Source organism: Anaerostipes sp. PC18 (assembly GCF_039789045.1).
Lineage (GTDB): Bacteria > Bacillota > Clostridia > Lachnospirales > Lachnospiraceae > Anaerostipes > Anaerostipes hominis.
Genome location: NZ_CP121164.1, coordinates 1,989,200 through 2,010,920 on the forward strand (window position 1 = coordinate 1,989,200; position 21,721 = coordinate 2,010,920).

Annotated in this window: 21 protein-coding genes; 5 read left to right on the top strand and 16 right to left on the bottom strand. The window is 46.2% G+C overall.

Features of this window, described 5'->3' with window-relative positions; translation table 11 throughout:
* The 12 genes from P8F77_RS10870 to argC form a co-directional block, all read right to left on the bottom strand.
* A complete protein-coding gene (locus P8F77_RS10870; protein WP_024727237.1) occupies window positions 1-909 on the bottom strand; it encodes a selenium metabolism-associated LysR family transcriptional regulator in 909 nt (302 codons plus the stop codon).
* Complete coding sequence (locus P8F77_RS10875) at window positions 890-1,531, bottom strand: nucleotidyltransferase family protein (RefSeq protein WP_024727236.1); 642 nt, start codon at window positions 1,529-1,531, stop codon at window positions 890-892. Before P8F77_RS10875 ends, P8F77_RS10870 begins: the two co-directional genes overlap by 20 nt.
* Window positions 1,528-3,798, bottom strand: a complete 2,271-nt coding sequence (locus tag P8F77_RS10880; protein ID WP_287517379.1) for a DNA internalization-related competence protein ComEC/Rec2 — start codon at window positions 3,796-3,798, stop codon at window positions 1,528-1,530. Before P8F77_RS10880 ends, P8F77_RS10875 begins: the two co-directional genes overlap by 4 nt.
* A gap of 5 nt (window positions 3,799-3,803) precedes the next feature.
* Window positions 3,804-4,322 (bottom strand): GerMN domain-containing protein, encoded by a 519-nt coding sequence (locus P8F77_RS10885; protein ID WP_024727234.1) that lies wholly within the window; start codon window positions 4,320-4,322, stop codon window positions 3,804-3,806.
* Window positions 4,323-4,336: 14 nt separating this feature from the next.
* Window positions 4,337-5,719, bottom strand: a complete 1,383-nt coding sequence (locus tag P8F77_RS10890) for an ATP-binding protein (protein WP_235824597.1) — start codon at window positions 5,717-5,719, stop codon at window positions 4,337-4,339.
* 46 nt (window positions 5,720-5,765) lie between these two features.
* Window positions 5,766-6,452 (bottom strand): response regulator transcription factor, encoded by a 687-nt coding sequence (locus P8F77_RS10895; RefSeq protein ID WP_024727232.1) that lies wholly within the window; start codon window positions 6,450-6,452, stop codon window positions 5,766-5,768.
* A gap of 14 nt (window positions 6,453-6,466) precedes the next feature.
* Window positions 6,467-7,036, bottom strand: a complete 570-nt coding sequence (locus tag P8F77_RS10900; RefSeq protein ID WP_024727231.1) for a helix-hairpin-helix domain-containing protein — start codon at window positions 7,034-7,036, stop codon at window positions 6,467-6,469.
* A gap of 109 nt (window positions 7,037-7,145) precedes the next feature.
* Window positions 7,146-7,583, bottom strand: coding sequence for a DMT family transporter (locus tag P8F77_RS10905; RefSeq protein ID WP_024727230.1), 438 nt, complete (start codon window positions 7,581-7,583; stop codon window positions 7,146-7,148).
* Window positions 7,584-7,643: 60 nt separating this feature from the next.
* The gene (locus P8F77_RS10910; RefSeq protein ID WP_024727229.1) at window positions 7,644-8,825 is read right to left on the bottom strand and encodes an aspartate aminotransferase family protein; all 1,182 of its coding nucleotides are present in this window, start codon (window positions 8,823-8,825) and stop codon (window positions 7,644-7,646) included.
* Window positions 8,826-8,834: 9 nt separating this feature from the next.
* On the bottom strand, window positions 8,835-9,719 hold the full coding sequence (gene argB, locus P8F77_RS10915) for an acetylglutamate kinase (protein ID WP_287517382.1): 885 nt from the start codon (window positions 9,717-9,719) through the stop codon (window positions 8,835-8,837).
* 11 nt (window positions 9,720-9,730) lie between these two features.
* Entirely contained in the window at window positions 9,731-10,957 is a 1,227-nt protein-coding gene (argJ, locus tag P8F77_RS10920; RefSeq protein WP_270430759.1) for a bifunctional ornithine acetyltransferase/N-acetylglutamate synthase, read from the bottom strand.
* A 21-nt stretch (window positions 10,958-10,978) separates the two neighbouring features.
* Complete coding sequence (argC, locus tag P8F77_RS10925; protein WP_270430760.1) at window positions 10,979-12,019, bottom strand: N-acetyl-gamma-glutamyl-phosphate reductase; 1,041 nt, start codon at window positions 12,017-12,019, stop codon at window positions 10,979-10,981.
* Between the two features lie 283 nt (window positions 12,020-12,302).
* Here argC and P8F77_RS10930 point away from each other — a divergent pair, with 283 nt between their 5' ends.
* Window positions 12,303-13,520, top strand: a complete 1,218-nt coding sequence (locus P8F77_RS10930; RefSeq protein ID WP_024727225.1) for an argininosuccinate synthase — start codon at window positions 12,303-12,305, stop codon at window positions 13,518-13,520.
* Between the two features lie 115 nt (window positions 13,521-13,635).
* Here the strand turns inward: P8F77_RS10930 and P8F77_RS10935 are convergent, their stop codons facing one another.
* The 4 genes from P8F77_RS10935 to P8F77_RS10950 form a co-directional block, all read right to left on the bottom strand.
* Window positions 13,636-14,310 (bottom strand): ElyC/SanA/YdcF family protein, encoded by a 675-nt coding sequence (locus tag P8F77_RS10935; protein WP_270430762.1) that lies wholly within the window; start codon window positions 14,308-14,310, stop codon window positions 13,636-13,638.
* 22 nt (window positions 14,311-14,332) lie between these two features.
* Entirely contained in the window at window positions 14,333-16,453 is a 2,121-nt protein-coding gene (locus P8F77_RS10940) for a DNA topoisomerase III (protein ID WP_287517385.1), read from the bottom strand.
* A 15-nt stretch (window positions 16,454-16,468) separates the two neighbouring features.
* A complete protein-coding gene (locus tag P8F77_RS10945; RefSeq protein ID WP_148459743.1) occupies window positions 16,469-17,203 on the bottom strand; it encodes an ankyrin repeat domain-containing protein in 735 nt (244 codons plus the stop codon).
* A 217-nt stretch (window positions 17,204-17,420) separates the two neighbouring features.
* Window positions 17,421-17,846: a hypothetical protein gene (locus P8F77_RS10950; RefSeq protein ID WP_024727221.1), complete on the bottom strand. Its 426-nt coding sequence runs from the start codon at window positions 17,844-17,846 to the stop codon at window positions 17,421-17,423.
* Between the two features lie 154 nt (window positions 17,847-18,000).
* Between P8F77_RS10950 and argH the strand changes: the two genes are divergently transcribed.
* Genes argH through P8F77_RS10970 form a run of 4 tightly spaced genes read left to right on the top strand, consistent with a single transcriptional unit; the run spans window position 18,001 to window position 21,683 of the window.
* Window positions 18,001-19,380, top strand: coding sequence for an argininosuccinate lyase (argH, locus tag P8F77_RS10955; protein WP_287517388.1), 1,380 nt, complete (start codon window positions 18,001-18,003; stop codon window positions 19,378-19,380).
* Entirely contained in the window at window positions 19,381-21,114 is a 1,734-nt protein-coding gene (locus P8F77_RS10960) for a hypothetical protein (protein ID WP_270430766.1), read from the top strand. It abuts the gene before it with no gap.
* 7 nt (window positions 21,115-21,121) lie between these two features.
* Window positions 21,122-21,370 carry a class I SAM-dependent methyltransferase gene (locus P8F77_RS10965; protein WP_287517390.1) on the top strand — a complete coding sequence of 83 codons (249 nt, stop codon included), beginning with the start codon at window positions 21,122-21,124 and terminating at the stop codon, window positions 21,368-21,370.
* Between the two features lie 13 nt (window positions 21,371-21,383).
* Window positions 21,384-21,683 (top strand): hypothetical protein, encoded by a 300-nt coding sequence (locus P8F77_RS10970; protein WP_347256133.1) that lies wholly within the window; start codon window positions 21,384-21,386, stop codon window positions 21,681-21,683.
* Window positions 21,684-21,721: the final 38 nt, after the last annotated feature.

A 21,721-nucleotide genomic window follows, 5' to 3' on the forward strand; every position in this document is an offset into this window, starting at 1 on the left:
TCAAAGCCTCTCTCTTCCATTATATTTTCTGCACAGAGCTGTGAGCTCTAAAATCGGGGACTGCTCTGCATCTTCTTTGCGGAAAGCCAGGTAAAGCGTCCTCTCGGCTTTCCCGGGGTCCAGATGAAAAATCAGCAGCTTTCCTCTTTTTGCCTCCTCTTCCACCGCTTTCAGCGGCATGACCGCGATGCCCATTCCCATACTGACGGAACGTTTGATGATCTCCTTATCATGTATTTTTGCAGCCACATGCAGCTTGCTCAGATCAACACCCTGTTCTTCTAAAAAACGGTCTTCATCTTCCTCCGTATCATCTGTGAGTTCTCTTAAAATAAAAGGTTCGCTGAGCAATTCCTGAAACGAATAGCCATTTTCAAGCAGATTCCGGTACTTTTCGTGATTCGGCGTGATCACTGCCTGCTGATCGGTCCCATAAGGGATAAAAACAAGTTCCGGCACATCCTCATGTTTTCCCAGAAATCCCAGATCAGCTTCTTTTTTGAGAAGCATCTTAACCGTATCCGCACTGTTCTTCTGGACGAGAGAGATGTCCACCTCCCTGTGCAGCTGCTTAAAATCCTTTAAGATATCAGGCAGAACATACTGCAGGGCAATCGAATCTCCAACAAGCACGAGAGAGAGCCTCTCTCCTTTCGGACGGATAAATTCCTCATATACTTCATCTCTTAAATCCAGTATTTTTGTGGCATACTCGTACAATCTTTTTCCATCTGCCGTGACTTCCACCCGCTTCGTCGTCCGGTCAAACAGACGGCAGGAAAGTTCCTGTTCCATTGAAACCACATGGGCACTGACCGTGGGCTGGGAAAGAAACATGATCTTTGCCGCCTTAGAAAAACTCTGATACTTTACTACATTTACAAAAGCTTCAATCTGCCGAAATTCCATGCCTTTTCCTCCCTGTTCCATAATATTCCATCAGTCTCACATAATCCTGCGGTGTATCCGTATCCATTATGCATCCGGGATCATCCTCCACTGTGACCAAAACCGTAGATTCCAGGTAATGGAGTAATGCCCGCCTGAGACCTCCCCCTTCTCTGAATCTTAAAAGATATGGAAAACACTCCCTCGAAATCACCGGAGGATGAATCCTCTGCCCGTTTCTGGACGGAATAACTACTGAGGCCTCTGAGGCCTCGAACCATGTAAAAAGCACCTGATATGTCTCTTCAGCGATCATAGGCATATCCCCCGGCACCACTACGGCGCCGTCAAAGGCCAGAGCCCTGGCAATCCCCATCTGTACGGATTCCATCATATCTCCGTGCTCAAAATTGTCATTATGTATGATCTCTGTCCCGCTCATAGAGGCCAGTTCTTCTTCAATCTCATCTGCGCGGTATCCTGCCACCACAATAACCTTGCTGACACCGGCGTCCAAAAGGCTTTTGACCGTACCTCTTATAATGGTTCCGTTTCCAAATGGAAGCAGCGGTTTAAACGCCCCCATCCTCCTCGATAATCCTGCACATGGGACAATACCTGCGATTTTCTTCTTTTTTATCATTGTTTTATTATATCAAGTTTGGAATTTAAATACCACCGCTTTCTTTCCATGGAAAACCAGAGCATTCCTGATCTGGAAGTCTCATAGATACTGCACCCCGAATCGTTCAGCCTTCTGACCGTCTCTCGGTGGGGATGCCCGTATTGGTTCTTTTTCCCCGCGGAAACGATGGCAATCTTTGGCCTGAGCTGACGGAGCAGCTCCTCTCCTGTGCCGTTTTTAGATCCGTGATGTCCCACCTTCAATATGTCGGCATGCTGTATCCCGCTCCGCACAAGCATCTCTTCCCCTTCGTTCTCCAAATCTCCTGTCAGAAGAACACTCAAGTCCTGTACCTTCAGCCGGAACACAAGGGATGCGGAATTTTTCTCCAGCCCGGTATCCGGCTTGGGATGCAGACATTCCATAGACCAGTCAGTCCCCGAAAACTTACTCCCCATCGACAAGTAACCGAGCGGAACGTGATATTGTTCGGCTTCCTTTTCTATTTCCATATATGCATTATCTTTCTTTACCCGGGGCAGATAAAGTCGCTTGATCATCCCCGACGGCAGAAGTTCTTTGATGCCCGAATAATGGTCAGAATCCAGGTGGGTGATGACTGCTGCTCTGATCGCCTGATATCCCTGTGATTTTACATACGGTGCTATGATATATCGTCCCACATCCTGTTTGGAGGAACTCCCGCCGTCCACCAGGATCATGTCCTGCCGGTTTAACGACAGGGCAATACAGTCTCCCTGGCCCACATCCAGAAAAGAAATTTTATCCTGCCCTTTCTGTACGTCCAATGCCAAAAAACAGCCGCATGCCAGCAGGCAGGCATACTTAAGATAAGACCTTTTTTTCAACGTTTTATACATCAAGCAGAGCCCAGTATAAAATAAAATAATCCACAAAAAAGAAGGTTTTCCAAGGACAAGGTTTTGAACCGGCAGGCGGCGGGACAGCTTTGTTCCCGCCACAATCAGAGAAAACAATACGGATGCGGGGACCGAAAACAGGAAAACCGGCAGAAAAGCACTCAGGAATCCTGCCGTGAACCCTGCTGTCACGAGAGGGAGCATCAGAAAATTAAAAATAAAAGAAAAAGGATAACATTCATACTGAAAATATAAAAGAATCGGCATCATAATGATCTGGACCACAATACAGAAGACAAACCGGTTTATCTGTCTGTCTTTGAAAGTTTTCTGTTTTCGTGCCGGCAGCACTTCTCTGTAAATACCGGCAGAGACGACAGCCCCCATGGACATTAAAAATCCGGCATCCATGCATCTGAACGGACTTTCCAGCAAAAGCAGAAACCCCGCCGTGCCGCCGGATGACAGCAGATCATAAGAGCGTCCGCATATCTGGGACAGCACGAAGAAAAAGAACATGAGCAGGGCTCTTTTTGATGAACCGGACATTCCGGTCATGACACAGTAGGAAAAAGCAAACATCAGTCCGGCTGCACCTGACAGACAGAGAGAAACCCCTGCCCCTCTCAGTCTGCGGTAAATCCCTGCGCCTGCCAGCGAGATGTGCAGCCCGGAAATCGCCAGAATATGGACGATTCCGCTTTGGGTGAAAGTGTCTTTCAAATCTTCCGAAATATCTGTCTTGTCGCCCAGAATCATCGCCTCAAATATCGGCCGTATCTCCTCGCCATACTGGGAGGAAAGATGTTCCGACATGCGGTTGCGTATAGAAAACAACCTGCTCTTCCAAAAATTCTTCTCCTGCCCCAAAGTCTCCTTCTTATCCGGAAACATCGTAAATCCGATATTCCTGGAGAGATAGTAGATCCTCATATCGTTCTCTCCCAGATTGGACGGCCCTTCGTGAGCCAAAAGTTTCCCCGTCAGCACCACTTTATTTCCCGGCAGTATATGATCGAAATCGTCGTCATACACCATCACGTCCCCATCCAGATAAAGATCCCGGTCCGGCAGATATACATGGGATAGAAGCAGAAATTCTTTCTTCTTTGTCTTTCCTTTCCACTCTGCGGTACCCGCCGCTCTTACCTGTTCAGAGCCTTTTAACGCTTTTTCCTGCCGGGTGAACCTTTCGTTCTGATAAAGAAACATAAGGGCTCCCAACATAAAACCTGCAAAGGAAAATAAAACAGCCCTTCTCCATTCATACATTTGTTTCTTAAAAAAGAGCACAAATATCCCTGAAAAGAGAAGCGCTGCGAAAACCATCCGAACATCATTACATGCTGTGATTTCTCCAAGCCAACAGCCTGCAAATACTGCAAGAAATGGTCTGTTATTCATTTGTTTTACTCCATCGGAAGTTCACCGAACAGGAAGCTGTCCCGGTTCAGCCCACCAATCAGCTTACCGTCCGTATCGATGATCGGACGCCCGGAGACGGTGAATTCCACATAACCGACTCCCTTCAGCTGTGTCAGCGTATAGACGATGGCAGCTTTGCAGATGACATCTTCATTCGGTTCAATCTTCTTATACCCAACCGAAAAATCCACATAGGCAATATTGTTGGAAACGATCACATTGCTGATATTGATATCTTCCGGAATGGCTGTCCTATACTTGCTGTTCCTGCCGACCTTGGACATCTCGTCCAAAAGTTCCTCTGCCCCCAGCTGACTGTTCATTTGGACATCGATATCTTTATCCTTCCTGATCAGCTTCGTGCAGCTTTTGTTTGTGTAGTAAATTCCTGTCCCGTCTTTTGACTGTGTATCCTCTTCATCTTTCTTTGAACAGCCCGCACAGAAAACGAGCACACTGGAAAGGGTCAGAAGGATACATAATAAAATCGTTCGTTTTCTCACCGCCGTATCCCTCCTTATGCCTGATATTTGAGCGGAATCCGGACCGTAAATGTAGTGCCCTCTCCCTCTTTGCTGTACAGCTTAATCTCACCGTTATGGACAAGAACTGCATTTTTGGTAATAGCAAGTCCCAGACCGGTTCCCCCGGTCTCTCTGGATCTGGCCTTGTCTACCCGGTAGAACCGCTCAAACACCTGTCCCTGACAGTCTTCCGGGATGCCGACGCCTGAATCCGCTACCTTCACATAAAAATATTTGTGGTCGGCATTTAAAGATACCCTTACCCATCCGTCGTCCTGGTTATACTTGATTGCATTCTCAATCAGGTTGGAAAGCGCCAGGGTCAGCTTCACCTCATCGATCTCGGCCGTAACCGGACGGAAAGATTCCAGAATCAGCTCAATATTCCTCTGTCCCGCGATCGGTTTCAGCCGCTTCATGATCATCTCCAGCAGTTCATTGATATTGACGCTGGAAATCTCCAGCTTGGCTGCCTTCTTATCCAGTTTGACCAGAGATAAAAGGTCCGATATGATGACATTCTCCCGGTCGATTTCGGCCACAATATCATTCATGAATTCGCGGTAGAGTTCCGCCGGCACAGTCTCTCCCTGCTGAAGAAGTGAATCGGCCAGGACTTTCATGGAAGTCATAGGCGTCTTCAGTTCATGGGAAACGTTAGAGACAAATTCCTGGCGTGAATTTTCGAGAACCTGTGCCTTGGCAAGAATCTCATTCATGGCCGTAACCATGTTTTTAACTTCGGTGCATCCTACTACACTGATCGTCTCATCCTCATGTCCGGAAGAGATAAAATCCAGATCCTTCTGGATCTTACGGTAATCCTTCGTCAGCCAGTAGCTCAACAGCGCCCCGGCAGACATGCCGCATATGATAAACGCAACCACCAGCATATTCCTCTGCTGCTTCATCTCATTGGAGACAGCTACAATATCGCTCTTCGGAATCGTTGCGATGACGCTTCCCAGTACCTTCTTTTTCCGGTTTCCTTTGTTCACGATCGGAATCATGATCTCTACGTTGTTGCCCACCTCGGAGACAATACGTTGTTTGTTTCCTTTCATGACCTTCAGCAGTTCGTCAGAGATATAAAACTTATCCTGATAATCTGTCATTGTGTCTTTTACTATTTTATAATTACTCTTTACGACGATAATCCGTCCATGCAGGCTCGCCGCCAGCTCATTGGTCTGGTTGGAAATGGAGTTGGAACTGTCATCGATCAAAAAATCCACTCCGACAACCTGCCATGCCAGCCACTGACACTGGCTTTCAATCCCGTCGATCTTCTGCTGTTCTGCCTTTTCGCTGTATGAGTCGTTTAAAAGCTTGCTGAACAGCACCACCACGAATACCGTAATCACCAGCACTGACATAAAAATGAGGAACTGCATACTTTTAAAGTAGGAAAATCTGTCCTTCTTATGCCTGGAAATAATAACCTACCCCCCATTTTGTATGTACATAGTCAGGAACTCCCGGATTTACCTCGATCTTTTCGCGCAGACGCCTGATATGGACATCCACGGTCCTGGCATCACCCGGATAGTCATACCCCCAAACAGTGTTCAGCAGGTCTTCTCTGCTGTATACTTTGTTCGGATGGAATACGAGCAGTTCCAGCAAGTCAAACTCTTTCGCCGTCAAGTTAACCTCTTTGCCGTTGATATGGACTCTCCGGCTGTCACAGTCAATCTTTAATCCGCGGCTTTCTATCACCTTAGGCGTCTCTGCCGGAGCCGTGTGGCTGACACTTCTCCTTAAAATGGCTTTGATCCGCGCTTTTACTTCCAGAATATTGAATGGCTTGGTCACATAATCATCCGCGCCGTACTCAAGTCCGAGGATCTTATCCATGTCGTCGCCTTTTGCTGTCAGCATGATAATGGGTACGGTCGAAAACTCCCTGATGGCCTGACACACTTCATATCCCGTAAGCTTAGGAAGCATCACATCCAAAAGTATGATATCGTATTGATTTTCCTTTGCAAGGCCCAGGGCTTCCTCTCCGTCATAGGCACAGTCTACCTCCATCTCATCCTGCTCAAGGCTGAACTTGATTCCTTTTACTATCAATTTTTCGTCATCAACAACCAGTACCTTCTTCATATTTTCACCTCAAACTAAACTGTTATCATGTCTTTGATTTTACGGTAGATGCCCTGTTTAATCCCCCGAATCTTCATAATATCTTCCGGCTTTTCAAAGCCTCCGTTTTCTTCTCTGTAAGAAATAATGTCGGAAGCTTTGGCCTCTCCGATCCCTGTAAGGGTCATCAGTTCTTCCCTGGATGCACTGTTTAGATTCACCCTTTTGTCCTGAGCCCCGGAAACTCCGGTCTGTGAAGATGTATCCCTCTTCTTCCCGGCTTCCTTTTTCGAGGGCACATAGATCTGCTGCCCGTCTTTGATCCGTTCTGCCTGATTGACGTCTTCGGCTGAGGCATCCTTCGTGAATCCTCCTGCCAAAGCGATGGCAGAGACAATCCTTGCATCCTCCGGAAGTTCATAAACTCCAGGTTTCTTCACGCTGCCGCAGACATAGACGCAGATCTTCTCCTTCTCGGAAGCTTCTTCGGTTTTTCGGGGCTCGGACCCATCTTTTATCTGCATTCCGGACTTCTGTGTACATCCCGCCGCGCAGAATGCCAGTAACAGTATACCGGTCATGCATAACTTTTTTGCTCTATACAATCTAAGGACCTCCTTAACTGTACAAAGCGCCATCTATCTATGCGTAAAATCTCTATTGCTATTGTAACTAATCTGTCTCATTTTTACAAGGACATCTTTCAGGGGAACCTTATGATTTCCATTTAAAAATTAAGATGCCGGCAACAAACAATACGACGCCCGCAAGCTTCATCCACTGAAACCCTGTTTTTTCAACGCCGAACAGTCCGAAAACCTCGATTAAGTACGAAACGATCAGCTGTGCAGCCACGATCAGCATGGCAGATTTTGCCGGTCCGAGCAAACCGATGCTCTTGATAACTGTAAAGGTGATGCCCGCACCCATGACTCCTCCCAGAAGCACGTATTTGGGCGACACTTTCATGAGGCTTAGAAAGCTCTGGTCCCTTTCCGCAAAGCTCCAGACGGCAAGGCAGGTCAGCAGTCCGGTAAACTGCACGAAAGAACTGGCTGTCCACAATCCGGTCTGCTTTGAAACTTCGGTGTTAAACACACCCTGAATACTCATCAGGGCTCCTGATACTAATGCTATTATAAATCCAATCATAAAAAAACCTCCAAAGATTTGTTACCCATAGTTTATCCCTGGAAGTTTTTGATTATACATTTAAAAAGAGGCTCTGAGCTTTTCAGTCATCAGATCTACATGTTCCTTTTCGATGACAAGCGGCGGTACAAACCTCAAAACATTGTTTCCCGCAGAGATAAGGATCAGTCCGTTGGACAGAGCCTTCGATACAATCTGCCCAGCCTGTTTTTCTGACGAAAACTCCAGTCCCTGCATCAGTCCGGCGCCTCTGTGGGCAGTGATGAAACTGAATTCATTTTTAAGTTCTTCGAGTTTATCCCACAGATAGCCGCCCACTTCCCTGACATGTGCGACCAAATCAAGCTTTTCAAACTGCTCAAAGACAGCATTTACCGCTGCTCCCGCCAGAGGATTCCCCCCATAAGTCGTTCCGTGGTCTCCGGGCACTAAAACCCCGTCTGCTTTCTCACCTACTACAAACGCGCCCACAGGAATACCGCATCCAAGAGCCTTGGCAAGGGTCAGTATATCCGGTTTTACTCCATAGATATCATGGGCAAACATTGAACCGCACCGTCCCATGCCGCACTGGATCTCATCAAAGATCAGCAGAAGGTCATGCTCATCACAGAGTTTCCTTAAACCCTTTAAAAATTCAGGATCGGCAGGATAAATACCTCCTTCTCCCTGGACCACCTCGCAGATGATGCCGCAGGTCTTGTCCGTCACCTTGGAAGCCACATCGGAAAGATTATTGAATTCGGCAAACACCGCACGAAATTCCTTCGGCACAAAGCCTTCCTGATACTTTTCATTGCCTGTCACAGACAGGGCCCCCTGGCTTCTGCCGTGGAAGGACTGCTTCATTGCAATGAATTCATATTCCTTGTCCGGGTCCTCCTGATATTTGTATTTCCGTGCGACTTTCAGCGCGCCCTCGATGGCCTCCGTGCCGCTGTTAGTGAAAAATACTCTTTTCATCTTTGTGGCTTCTACGATTTTTTTTGCCGCTTCAATCGACGGCACATTGTAATACAGGTTCGACGTATGGATCAGTTTATCGATCTGGGCTTTCAGAGCATCATTGTATTCTCTGTTTCCGTACCCCAATGCGAAAACAGCGATCCCTGCCCCAAAGTCCAGATATTCTTTCCCGTCGGTATCATATAGGTTTACACCGTCCCCGCGGTCTAAAACCACTGGAAACCGGTTGTAAGTCTTTAATATGTATGCTTCTCCGTCTTCTATAAAATGATTCATGCTCTCCTCCTAAAAAATCGGATCTTTTAAGATCGCTGTTCCGATACCTTTTTGTGTAAAGAACTCAAGCAGCAGGCAGTGGTCCAGGCGTCCGTCCAGAATATGCACTCTTGCAACACCGTTTTCGATGGCCTCTATACAGTTTTTAAGCTTCGGAAGCATGCCCCCGCCAACGACTCCTTTGTCGACGAATTCATGCGCCTGGGTCAAATCCATCTCGGAGATCAGTGTGCTCTTATCTTCAGGGTCAATGAAGACTCCCTCAATATCCGTAAGGAAAACCAGCTTCTCTGCGTTCAAAGCAGAAGCAATGGCACAGGCCGTATCATCCGCATTAATGTTATAGCCGGCGTAATCCTCCCCAAGTCCGATGGGAGAGATAACCGGAACAAAATCATCCTCAATGAGCGCCTCTAAAAGGTCCGTATTGACTTCTGTTACATTTCCCACATAGCCGAGATCTTTTCCCGGGACTTCCTTTTTTTCTACCCTCATCATCTCCGCATCTTTTCCGGAAAGTCCGACGGCTTTGATGCCCTGCTGTGCCATCATGGCAACCAGCTCCTGGTTTACCTTAAACAGAACCATCTCTGCGATCTCCATCGTATCTTTGTCTGTGACACGGAGGCCATTGTAAAATTCAGGTTCCTTTCCTGAAAGCTTCACCCACTTGCTGATCTCTTTGCCGCCGCCGTGTACGATGATCGGCTTCATACCGATCAATTTTAAAAGGGCTACGTCCCGGATCACATTTTTCTGCAGATCTGCGTCCAGCATGGCGCTTCCGCCGTATTTGACAACCACATATTTCCCGCTGAAATAACGGATATAAGGCAGAGCTTCAATCAATACCTTTGCTTTCAATGATTCTTCCTCCAACATCTTTTCGTCCATAGTTCCTCTCCTTAACTCCTGTAATCTGCGTTGATAGATATATATTCATGGGTCAGGTCACAGCCCCACGCCGTGGCTGTCACTTCTCCGTTATGGATATCAATGACGGCTGTCACTGCATCTTCGGCTAAAATTTCCGTGGCTTTTTCTTCAGAATAATCCGCAGCGACCCCATCTTTTACAATAGTAAGACTTCCTTTTTTGCTCTCTAATGAGATATCCACTTTCAGCGGATTAAATGCCGCTCCGGAATATCCCATGGCACAGAGGATTCTTCCCCAGTTTGCGTCTTTTCCATAAATGGCCGCCTTTGTGAGACTGGATGTGACCACTGCCTTGCTCAGAGTCTTGGCACAGTCCTTATCCGGTGCATGGTGTACCTGAACTTCAAATAACTTTGTACAGCCCTCACCGTCTCCGGCAATCTTTTTGGCAAGCTCCCGGTTCACATAAAACAGTGCCTCTTTGAATGCCTCGTAGTCTGCATTTTTCTCCGTGATCTTTGCATTCCCCGCCATTCCGTTTGCCAGCACGAACACGGTATCATTAGTGGAAGTATCACCATCTACAGAGATCATATTAAAGGTATCCTCGATCAGCTCCCTTTGAAGTTCCAGGAGCAAAGCCTTGTCAATGGCTGCGTCTGTGGTGATAAAACCAAGCATGGTTCCCATATTGGGATGGATCATGCCGGAGCCTTTGCAGATACCTCCAACGGTCACCTCCGCACCTGAAAGTTCCACAGAAACTGCTGCCTCTTTTGTCTTCGTATCGGTAGTAAGAATCGCCTCCGCCGCATCCCGGCTGCTCTGTCGGTCATGCTTCAGCTCCGGAACCAAAAGCCTTACACCCTTTTCAATGGCTTCCATCGGAAGCTGCTGACCGATCACTCCGGTAGAGCTCACCAGAACTTCTTCTTTTAAAACACCAAGCTCTGACGCTGCCATTTCCGCTGTCTTTACCGTGTTGTCATAACCTTTTTCACCGGTACAGGCATTTGCGATCCCTGTATTGACAACCACTGCCCGGACCGTCTCCTGCTCATTTACCAGTTTCTGTCCCCATAGTACCGGAGCTGCCTTCACAACATTTCTCGTAAATGTCCCTGCCACAGCCGCCGGTTCTTCGCTCAAAATCATAGCCATATCTTTATTTGTTTTTCCGGGTTTTATTCCAGCCCGCAGTCCTGCTGCCAAAAAACCTTTCGGGGACGTCACCCCTCCGTCTAATATCTTCATAGTTTATCTCCTTTCTCATCTCTACGGGAACATCGGGACCAGATTAAGTCCCTCTGTCTCATCGAGTCCGAACATCAGGTTCATATTCTGGACCGCCTGACCGGCCGCTCCTTTAACGAGATTATCCATGGCACCCATCATGATCACGCGGTTCGTTCTCGGATCAATCTTAAAATTCAGATCTACATAGTTGCTTCCCTCTACCCATCGGGTCTCCGGACATACGCCCTGGGGAAGCACTCTGACAAATGTTTCTTCTTTATAATAGGAATCGTAAATATTTTTTATCTGCTCATATGTAGCTTCTTCATTTAAGGAAGCGTAGGCTGTCACCAGGATTCCCCGGTTCATCGGCACCAGATGGGGGGTGAAATTAAGCACAACCGGCTGCCCGCACGCATAGCCGAGCTGATCCTCGATCTCCGGCGTATGTCTGTGGGACGCCACTCCATAAGCTTTGATATTTTCATTGACTTCACAGTACAGATTGTTGACCTTTGCACCCCTTCCCGCCCCGGAGGTTCCGGATTTGGCATCGATGATGACCGTATTCATATCGATCAACCCCTCTTTCGCCAAAGGATAGACCGAAAGAATGGAGCAGGTCGGATAACAGCCCGGGTTGGCGATCAGTCTGGCTTTCTTTACATCTTCTCTGTTGATCTCACACAGGCCGTAAACGGCCTCCCTGATAAATTCTCTGCTGGGATGCTTGATTCCATACCACTCTTCATAGCGGTCCGCATCCTTGATCCTGAAGTCTGCGCTTAAATCGATGATCTTTGTCTTAGATAAAACTTTCTCCGACACCAGGGAACTGCACAGCCCCTGAGGGGTAGCCGTAAAGATCACGTCCGCTTCTTCGGCCAGTTCATCCATATTGTCATCCATACAGCCTGCATCCACGATCTCGAACATATTATGGAAGACCTCATAGTACTTTTTGTCTATGTAGCTTCTGGAGCCATACCATACGATTTCTGCATCCTTGTGCTGCATCAGCAGACGGACTAGTTCCTGTCCGGCATAACCCGTAGATCCTATAATTCCTGCTTTTATCATAAAATTCTCCTCTTTTCCTGCGTTTACGAATTGTTTATAATTATACATCTCTGTAATGTAATATGCAACACCTTTTTTACCGATAAATCAGAGTTTTTAAATCTTTTCCCCACAAAGACATTACGAATATTTATTCATTTATTCATGTATATATTCATTTATTTTGAAATTTTATGCATTATTATTTGAAAAAGTCCTTGCATCTTCTCCTGTTATCCCGTATATTATTGGATAGAACACAGATAAAAAACTGATGGTACGAACTATATGAGGAGGAACAAGAATGAAAGAAAAAGTTGTTTTGGCATACTCCGGCGGGCTGGACACCACCGCGATTATCCCCTGGTTGAAGGAAAACTATGATTATGAAGTCATCTGCTGCTGTGTGGATGTCGGACAGGGAAATGAATTAGACGGTCTGGAAGAGCGCGCAAAGCTTTCCGGAGCCACAAAGTTATATATAGAAGATGTAGTTGACGAGTTTGTGGATGATTATGTGATCCCGACAGTAAAGGCCGATGCGGTTTACGAAAACAAATATTTATTAGGTACATCGTTCGCCCGTCCGGTCATCGCAAAAAAACTTGTGGAAGTTGCGAGAAAAGAAGGTGCCGTTGCGATCTGCCACGGCGCTACGGGAAAAGGAAACGACCAGATCCGCTTTGAGTTATCTATCATGGCGCTGGCTCCGGACATCAAGATCATCGCCCCATGGCGTGAACTGGACACATGGAAGATGGAATCCCGCGAAGATGAGATCCAGTACTGCAAGGACCACGGCATTGACCTTCCGTTCTCTGCAGAAAACAGCTACAGCCGTGACCGGAACTTATGGCACATCAGCCATGAGGGACTGGAATTAGAAGATCCGGCTGTGGAGCCTGATTACAATCACTTATTAGTATTAGGAAACTCACCGGAGCAGGCTCCGGAAGAGGGAGAATACGTGACCATCACCTTTGAATCCGGAGCTCCGGTTGCGGTAAACGGTGAGAAGATGAAGGCATCCGACATTATCCGCAAGTTAAATGAACTCGGCGGCAAACACGGCATCGGCATCATCGACATTGTGGAAAACCGTGTGGTTGGTATGAAATCCCGCGGTGTCTATGAGACTCCGGGAGGAACCATTTTAATGGAAGCCCACCAGCAGTTGGAAGAAGTAGTCTTAGACCGTGACACCATGGCGTTCAAAAAAATCGTAGCAGGCAAGTTTGCCGATCTTGTCTATGAAGGAAAATGGTTCTGTCCTCTGAGAGAAGGATTACAGTCTTTCATCGAGACAGTCGATAAAGACGTGACCGGAGAAGTAAAATTCAAGCTTTACAAAGGAAACATCATCAAAGCGGGTACTTCCTCTCCTCATACCCTTTACAGCGAATCACTTGCAAGCTTTACAACAGGTGACCTGTACGACCACCACGACGCAGAAGGATTCATCCGTCTGTTCGGCCTGTCAATGAAAGTAAGAGCCTTAAAAGACCAGGGCCTTGCCGATTAATTTTAAAACAAAAAAGCAGGTATTATACAAAAAACTGCCGGCCAGCTGAAAATATACAGCTGACCGGCAGTTTTTTATTTCTCAGGCGGATAAGGCGGGCTTGACCGCTTTGTCCTTAATCCGTCACATTTCCATTTCCGCTGACCGGTATTGCCTTTCCTAAGTATTTTGGTTTTGGCTTTACTGCCGTGTATCCAAAATCCTTGACCCTTGCAATAGCCTCCCGGAATTTTCTTGCTTTGTCTCCTTTATAAACAGCCTTATCACAGGCGATCCCTTTCACCTCAAGTCCCAGCGCCCCGGCATCATAAACGGCACGGTACAGATGATACTTCTGTGTGACTACAATAATACTTTTCGCCCTGAAAACATCTTTTGCCCGGTACATCGTCTCATAAGTAGAAAATCCTGCATGATCCTTAAAAATATGTTCGGACGGCACTCCCTTCTCTATGGCGTATGTCTTCATGGTGCTGACCTCATCATACCCCCCTGCTCCATGGTCTCCGCTCATAATGATCCGGTCCGCAAGTCCCTGTTTGTAAGCCTGAATCCCTAAATCAACACGTTCTTTCAGCATCAGGCTCATGCTGCCGTCTTTTCTCACTTTCGCCCCCAACACGACGACTGCATCCGCTTTTCTGCTTTTTTGCGAAGCAAGTTTCTGCAATGATTGTATTTCTTTTCCCGACCGGCGGACGACAAACCAGTTGATCCCTCCTGCGCTCAGAAGCCCCGCAAAGATGAGAATTAACAATAGTTTCACCCACCGTCTTTTCTTCTGTTTCATATTGCTCCCCCCTGCTGCACCTTTAAAGTTTCAGCTTCGCCAATGCATCCGCAAAGGCGTTATTGATCGGCTCCTGCGCTTCTTTCTGCTGCTTTTTCAGATACCGGTTCACTTCCTTTTTGCTGACTCCGGCACCCTCTTTTTTCTTCCGCTCTTTGAACGCACTGAGTTTTTCTTTGTGTCCGCACACACAGACAAACTTCTGGGCATCTCCTTCTCCGACCATCTCCATCTTTTTATGACAGACAGGGCATCTGGCGTTGGTTGTCCTTGAAAGTGTCTTTCTGCATCCGCATTCCCGATCCTGGCAGACTAAGAACGTACCGTGCTTTCCTTTCACTTTCAGCATGAATTTCCCGCACTCCGGACACTTATGGCGGGTAAGGTTTTCATGGCGGAACGTCCCGTCGGCATGTTTGATCTCTTCGATGATCTGTCTGGTGTACCCGCCAATCTCTCCCATGAATTTTCTGTCGCTTTCCCTGCCCTCGGCGATTGCCGTAAGCCTTTGTTCCCACTGAGCCGTGAGCTCTGCCTTTCTCAAATCTTCCGGGACCAGTTTTAAAAGCTGTTTTGCCTTGGCAGTCACAGTAACTTCATTGCCGTTCTTTTCGAGAAGAAATCCTGAAAACAGTTTCTCAATGATATCCGCTCTGGTAGCCACCGTGCCCAGGCCCTGCCGCTCCATTTTGGAAATCAGGGTTCCTTCCGTATACCGTGAAGGCGGACTGGTCGTCCCTTCTGTGATCTTTAAAGAGTCCACTTTGACATTCGTTCCCTCTTTAAAAATTTTAAGTATTTTCTGAGGCAGAGCCTCATTTTTTCCGTCCTTTTCCTGATAAATATCTTTCCATCCGGCTTTGACCATGACGGTTCCTTTTGCCTCAAACATCTCTCCCTGTATCTTTCCGGAAACAGACGTCTGCTCATATTCACAGGCCGGTGACAAAACGGCGAGAAAACGTTTTACTACCAGATCAAAAATTTTCCGCTCCTCAAAGCTCATATCACTCAGATATGCCGGCTGTTCTGTTGGAATGATGGCATGATGGTCTGATACCCTGCCGTCATTGATAAACGAAGCCGAGGCCTTGACCTGTTTTGTCATGAGCTTTGCGGTCCACTGCTTGTACGGGCCTACGCTCACGGCTTTCAGCCGTTCTTTTATGGTGTCTGCCATGTCGGTGGTCAGATATCTGGAATCCGTCCTCGGATAAGTCAATACCTTGTGGTGCTCATACAAACTCTGCATCAGATTCAGCGTCTGTTTGGCAGAAAATCCGAACCTTTTGTTTGCATCGGTCTGAAGGTCCGTCAGGTTATAGAGGGCAGGCGCATAGGCTTTCTTCGGCTTTTTTGATACTTTCTGAACAAGGAGGGGCGCTCCGTCCGCGGCTGTTTTTACCTTTTCTATTCTTTCCCTGTCAAAACTCTGGCTGCTTCCTGACCTGTGATCTTTCCACGTAAATGTCAAGCCTTGGCTGACAGCTTTAAGTCCATAATAGTTTTTCGGCCGGAAACTGCGGATCTCCTCTTCTCTTTCAGCAATCATGGCAAGCGTAGGAGTCTGTACTCTGCCGCAGGATAATTGGGCGTTATACTTGCAGGTCAGCGCCCTCGTGGCATTGATCCCTACCAGCCAGTCTGCCTCTGCCCTTGCCACAGCCGCGTGATACAGGTTTTCATATTCTTTTCCCGGTTTCAGCTTTAAAAATCCCTCCCGGATGGCTTTGTCCGTGACCGATGAAATCCACAGCCGCTTTACAGGCTTTTTATTTCCCGCTTTCAAGAGGATCCACCGGGCCACCAGTTCACCCTCGCGCCCCGCATCTGTCGCAATGATAATATCCGACACATCCTCCCTGAAGATCAGCTTTTTGACAGACTGAAACTGTCTGGACGTCTTCCCGATCACCACGAGTTTCCACTGTTTTGGCATCATCGGAAGTGTATCCATGCTCCACTGCTTATACTGGTTCCCATACTGCTCCGGATCTGCCAGAGTCACCAGATGACCCAGTGCCCAGGTCACGATGTACTGATCCCCCTCCATAAAGGAAGATCCCTTCTGCCTGCATCCCAAAACCCTGGCGATATCCCTTGCCACCGAAGGTTTCTCTGCAATTACTAATTGTTTTTTCATTTTCCATCCTCATTTCTATCGCCGGCTGCCGACCGCACGGTCCAGCAAAACCCGGATCTTTCCCAGATACCGCCGGCTCTGTTTCTTCTCTTCGTCGGTTAAGCCGCTGTTTTCCATATCGGCTTCCATATTTCTGCGTCCCATTTCAAAATAATCTTCGGCTGTTTTTCCGTCCTTATTTACGGCAGACGGATCTGCACCTGCATCCAAAAGACTCCGGATGATATCTACCGAGTTTTGATTCACGTTTCCATTTGCCATATAGCAGGCAAACATCAGCGGCGTTGTCCCGTCTTTATCCTGATAAGCCGCATCTGCCCCGGCCTTCAAAAGCTGACCGAGCAGCTTTCGGTCTCCGAAGGAGATGGCCTCATAAAGCGGAGTCCTGCGTCTAAAGACAATATCATTTTCTGCAGAATAATCCGCATTCACTTCTGCCCCCTGCCCAGTCAGAAATTCCACCATGCCGTACATCCGGTTCCGGTCGAGAACATCGATCGCCATGAGCAAAGGTGCATTGGATGCGGATTGATCCGGGTCGTTCAGATCAAAGCCCTGCTTTACCATCCGTCTGATTTCTTTCTTGTTATTATAGAAAATATTGTATTGGATCGTTCCATTTTTATATACAGTTTTTTTGGCTGTCTTTTTTCCTGATGTATATAAAACCCCCGTCAGAAAACATCCCACTAATAAGACAAACAGCAGGACAGCTGCCAATTTTTTATGTACTGTCGGTATTTTTTTCATAAGAATCACCTCGCAGCTACCATTATATAAAACTCTTTCTGGCTAATTCTTATGAAAATACTTATGATTTTATTATAGTTTAATAAGAAATCGATTCACTGCAATCCAATCTTGCCTATATTCTCCTGACAATAATATCATAAAAAGAACCTGATGTCTTCCAAAAAAAATGATCAGAAAAAGGCAAAAACAGCCTCCTTCTGATCGCAAGAAAGACTCAAAGGATTTTGTAATGAGGTTTTTCTTCATGAAACAGTTTATACCTTAAAAAATCATCCATGACAATCGCAACGCTGGATGCAAAAAACCAGAGCACCGAGTACAGAAGACAGATCTGCCCTTTAAAATTATATGGCAGCTCAGAGTAATCCCAAATGTCCCAGCCAAGCCAAACGTTGACGATCAGTCCCGTGACCAGTTCAAGCCCTGTGATGATAAACGTAGAAAGAACCATCTGGCTTATAAAGCTCATCTTGATCTTTACGCTCTCGTTTAAAAGCCCGATACATAAAAAACAGGCTCCTCCGCACAGGAACATCGTATAATGAGAATATCCCCTCACTAAAACTTCCAGGAAGAAATATCCCATTCCTCCCAAAACAAATAAAATTAAATGCTTTTCTATTTTTAATCTTCGTTCCATTCTATTCACCCGTTTTTTAAATATTGTGTGCGATGCCGGGTTTGGATATACGCTCTTTTTCCAATAAAAATATAGTAAATATTGCATTTATAGTGTAAAATATTATGGTTAGAATTTATCAAAAGACAAAATAATAAGAAATGAGGAAATACATATGGCACAATTATGGGGTGGCAGATTCACCAAAGAAACCGACCAGCTGGTTTACAACTTCAATGCATCCATCGGATTTGACCAGAAATTTTACCGCCAGGATATAGAGGGCAGCATTGCACACGTTACTATGCTTGAAAGTATCGGTGTTCTCACAGCGGCTGAGAGAGACCTGATCATCGGCGGTTTAAACGGTATCCTCTCGGACATTGAGTCAGGAGCCATTGAGATCACAAGTGAGTATGAAGACATTCACAGTTTTGTGGAAGCCAACTTAATCGACCGCATCGGCGATGCCGGAAAGAAGCTTCACACCGGAAGAAGCCGAAACGATCAGGTAGCTCTGGACATGAAACTTTACACCAGAGATGAAATCACCTCTCTCAAGGAACTTTTAAAGGACCTGATGGAGAATCTGCATCAGATTATGAAAGATAATCTTGATACATTTATGCCCGGCTTTACACATCTGCAGAAGGCACAGCCGGTAACACTTGCCCATCACGTGGGCGCTTATATGGAGATGTTTAAAAGGGACTACTCCCGCCTTACAGATATTTATGAGAGAATGAACTACTGTCCATTAGGCTCAGGAGCACTGGCCGGGACAACCTATCCGCTGGACAGAAAAATGACCGCAGATCTTCTGGACTTTTACGGGCCGACCTTGAACAGCATGGATTCTGTTTCCGACCGGGATTATATCATAGAACTATTATCTGCTCTTTCAACTGTTATGATGCATTTAAGCCGGTTCAGCGAAGAGATCATCATATGGAATTCCAATGAATACCAATTTGTGTCCATCGATGACGGATTCAGTACCGGAAGCAGCATTATGCCGCAGAAGAAAAACCCGGATATCGCAGAGCTGGTACGCGGAAAGACCGGCCGTGTCTATGCGGCTCTTAATTCCATCCTCACGACTATGAAGGGAATTCCGCTGGCCTATAACAAAGACATGCAGGAAGATAAAGAATATACTTTCGATGCCATTGACACGGTGAAAGGGTGTTTAAGCCTGTTCACAGGAATGATAAAAACGATGACGTTTCACAGAGACCGCATGGAAAGCAGCGCAAAGAACGGCTTTACCAATGCCACCGATGCTGCGGATTATCTCGTAAATCACGGGGTTCCGTTCCGGGACGCTCACGGTATCGTGGGTCAGCTGGTGCTTTTATGTATTAAAAAAGGTATTTCCCTGGATGATCTCTCTCTTGAGGAATATCAGGAGATCAGCCCTGCCTTTGAGGAAGATATTTATGATGCGATCAGCATGAAGACCTGCGTGGAAAAGAGAAATACGATCGGAGCTCCGGGACAGGATGCGATGAAAAAAGTAATCGAAATTAATGAAGCATATTTAAAGGAAATGTAAATGAAAAAGAAATGTTTGCTGTCTCTTATGCTGTTCTCTCTCATATTTTTGTGGGGCTGCGGACTTGAACTCAACAGCCGCATGGAACTGAATAAAGATTTTTCCGGACACAGGCTCATGACCTGTACGGTCAGTTCTGCCGATCTGACCAGATATTTTTCCGGTTCCAAAAAAGATTTAGACAGGGTCATACGGGATGCCTGCCCAAAAGCCCTTGTCTATAAGCAGACCACGGAAAAAGACGACACGGTCTACACCTTCCGCATGGACTTTTCTTCCCTGAAAGATTACAGAAAAAAAGTCGAGTCCCTGCTGAACTTTGCTCCGGAGATCAGTTACAGCTATGCAGATTCTCCGTTTGCAAAGGGACTTCGCTATTCAGAAAATTTCTCCACGAAAGATCTGATGTCCTGGCTCTATACAGCCCTCTATGAGAAGGGGTACGTAGATCAAAAGTCTGTCAATGACCTGTGGAACCTGAAAAGCACAGAATTTACGTTCGCAGGAAAAAAGTACGAGACCGATGAAAAGATCAGTATTAACGAAATGACTTATGTACCTGTCTCCTCCATTGATATAAAAACCCGGGAGACAAGCAGCAGAAAACTCAAAAGGACTATTTCCATCCGGCTCCCGAAAGAAACGCTGGAAAAGCACTCTTCTGCCATCAGCAGCTATTTTTCCGGCTCCTCCTATGAAAAACGCTGGAAAAATGAAAAAGACGGAAAGACTCTGGTCATCACCTTTACCAAAGACAATTTTTCCGATCTGTGCGCCGTCACACGAAAGGTGCTGCACACATCAGATACGGGAGGCACATACCGGGTGGAGACAAAGAGCGGCAGCCCGTTTAAATTTCTCCTGGATTATGAAGAGACATTAGATTTTAAAAACTTTGCAGACGAAACCGGAAAGGTTCCCGTCACCTACACTCATATTTCCAATGCCGCCTATTCCGGCAGCGGCGAACAGACTCTGATCGACGGAAAAACAGGCAAAAAGAAAGTAAATTTCTCATCTTCCTTTGGACAGCCGGTGAGAAAATATGAGATTGCAGAAGTCTACAAGAATAAAAACGATATCCGAAGGAGTTTCAGCCTTATTTTCTCTTCTGTCTGCAACAAACGGGAACTTGCAAAACTCAAAGAAGCCTTTATGGGCAGTACTGTCTCCAATGTTTCACTGGACAAAGAAGATGATTATCGCCTTTCTTTCACACAGAAGGGTACCGTGAACCAGTGTGATGCAGACTTGAAAAAGATCTGGAAGGGCAGTTCTTCTTCCTATGAGACAAAGAAGTCCCTTTTCCGCGGGCAGACATCCGGCTATACCGGAAAATTCAGACTGCATCTGAACAATAAGAAAGCCAAAGGCACTTTCACTTTTGCCTCCGTGAGCAAAGATTCCTCTGCCGATATTTCTGTGACCGCAGATCATTACAAAAACATAAAAATGGCACAGAACGTAGCGGATAAACCGGTCTCTGCCCTGATGGAGGGAGACGAAACAGTTGCTTCTATCCATAAGGTAGAACTCACAGGCGATTCTTTTACTTTAAACTATGAAGGAAGCACCTCGGATCATTTCGTATTAAATGTACTGAAATTCCTTCTGCCTCTAATCCTTCTGCTCGTTGCCGGAATCCTTATTTATATCAAACAGAATTCGGTCCTCTGCTGGCTGAAAAGAACAAAGGAAAAATTACAGGAACAGATAAAGAAATTTCAGAGGTGAATATACAATGAAACGTGATTCATATGAGAGCATCGAAAGTACAAAAAAAGGATTTGAAGAAAGTTTTAAGACAGGAACCTTTTACAATAAACAGACCCAGGACCAAAAGCATCTGGAATTGATACTAAATTGTCTGAATGTAAGCCCTGGAATGAAAATTCTTGATCTCGGCACAGGGACAGGCTATCTGGCTTTTCCCATTGCCCGGAAATATCCTGCGGCAGAAGTTGCCGGAGATTACCGATGCTTTTCATGAAATCCACAGGGTATTGAAACCAAACGGAAATATGCAGATGAAAAAAGACGGACATATCAAGTTCTATACAAAAGAGGAGTGGCTTAAACTCGGCGAATTGACAGGTTTTCATTATACAGACGGCTTTGAAAGTCATATACGGTTTCCTAAGAAAAAGAAGGATGCCCCTGAATTCGATCAAATAGTACACAGGTTTGATCCGCAGGTCACTGCCGGCTATGATATAGAAATTACAAAAGATGAAATCTGGATCACCGAAAAGGTAAACAATCTTTTGTTTCATAAAATCAAAAATGAGGAAGAATATCTGTGAGTGTGTGAAACTTTTTCTGTAAAATAGAACTTAGAAGG

Coding starts and splice junctions, on each gene's coding strand:
- P8F77_RS10945 (WP_148459743.1), bottom strand. CDS start 17,203: ATGAAAAAAATACCGACAGTACATAAAAAATTGGCAGCTGTCCTGCTG.
- argH (WP_287517388.1), top strand. CDS start 18,001: ATGGCACAATTATGGGGTGGCAGATTCACCAAAGAAACCGACCAGCTG.
- P8F77_RS10895 (WP_024727232.1), bottom strand. CDS start 6,452: ATGAAGAAGGTACTGGTTGTTGATGACGAAAAATTGATAGTAAAAGGA.
- P8F77_RS10875 (WP_024727236.1), bottom strand. CDS start 1,531: ATGATAAAAAAGAAGAAAATCGCAGGTATTGTCCCATGTGCAGGATTA.
- P8F77_RS10935 (WP_270430762.1), bottom strand. CDS start 14,310: ATGAAACAGAAGAAAAGACGGTGGGTGAAACTATTGTTAATTCTCATC.
- P8F77_RS10905 (WP_024727230.1), bottom strand. CDS start 7,583: ATGATTGGATTTATAATAGCATTAGTATCAGGAGCCCTGATGAGTATT.
- P8F77_RS10930 (WP_024727225.1), top strand. CDS start 12,303: ATGAAAGAAAAAGTTGTTTTGGCATACTCCGGCGGGCTGGACACCACC.
- P8F77_RS10940 (WP_287517385.1), bottom strand. CDS start 16,453: ATGAAAAAACAATTAGTAATTGCAGAGAAACCTTCGGTGGCAAGGGAT.
- P8F77_RS10880 (WP_287517379.1), bottom strand. CDS start 3,798: ATGAATAACAGACCATTTCTTGCAGTATTTGCAGGCTGTTGGCTTGGA.
- P8F77_RS10910 (WP_024727229.1), bottom strand. CDS start 8,825: ATGAATCATTTTATAGAAGACGGAGAAGCATACATATTAAAGACTTAC.
- argB (WP_287517382.1), bottom strand. CDS start 9,719: ATGGACGAAAAGATGTTGGAGGAAGAATCATTGAAAGCAAAGGTATTG.
- argC (WP_270430760.1), bottom strand. CDS start 12,019: ATGATAAAAGCAGGAATTATAGGATCTACGGGTTATGCCGGACAGGAA.
- P8F77_RS10950 (WP_024727221.1), bottom strand. CDS start 17,846: ATGGAACGAAGATTAAAAATAGAAAAGCATTTAATTTTATTTGTTTTG.
- P8F77_RS10960 (WP_270430766.1), top strand. CDS start 19,381: ATGAAAAAGAAATGTTTGCTGTCTCTTATGCTGTTCTCTCTCATATTT.
- P8F77_RS10870 (WP_024727237.1), bottom strand. CDS start 909: ATGGAATTTCGGCAGATTGAAGCTTTTGTAAATGTAGTAAAGTATCAG.
- argJ (WP_270430759.1), bottom strand. CDS start 10,957: ATGAAGATATTAGACGGAGGGGTGACGTCCCCGAAAGGTTTTTTGGCA.
- P8F77_RS10965 (WP_287517390.1), top strand. CDS start 21,122: ATGAAACGTGATTCATATGAGAGCATCGAAAGTACAAAAAAAGGATTT.
- P8F77_RS10890 (WP_235824597.1), bottom strand. CDS start 5,719: ATGTCAGTGCTGGTGATTACGGTATTCGTGGTGGTGCTGTTCAGCAAG.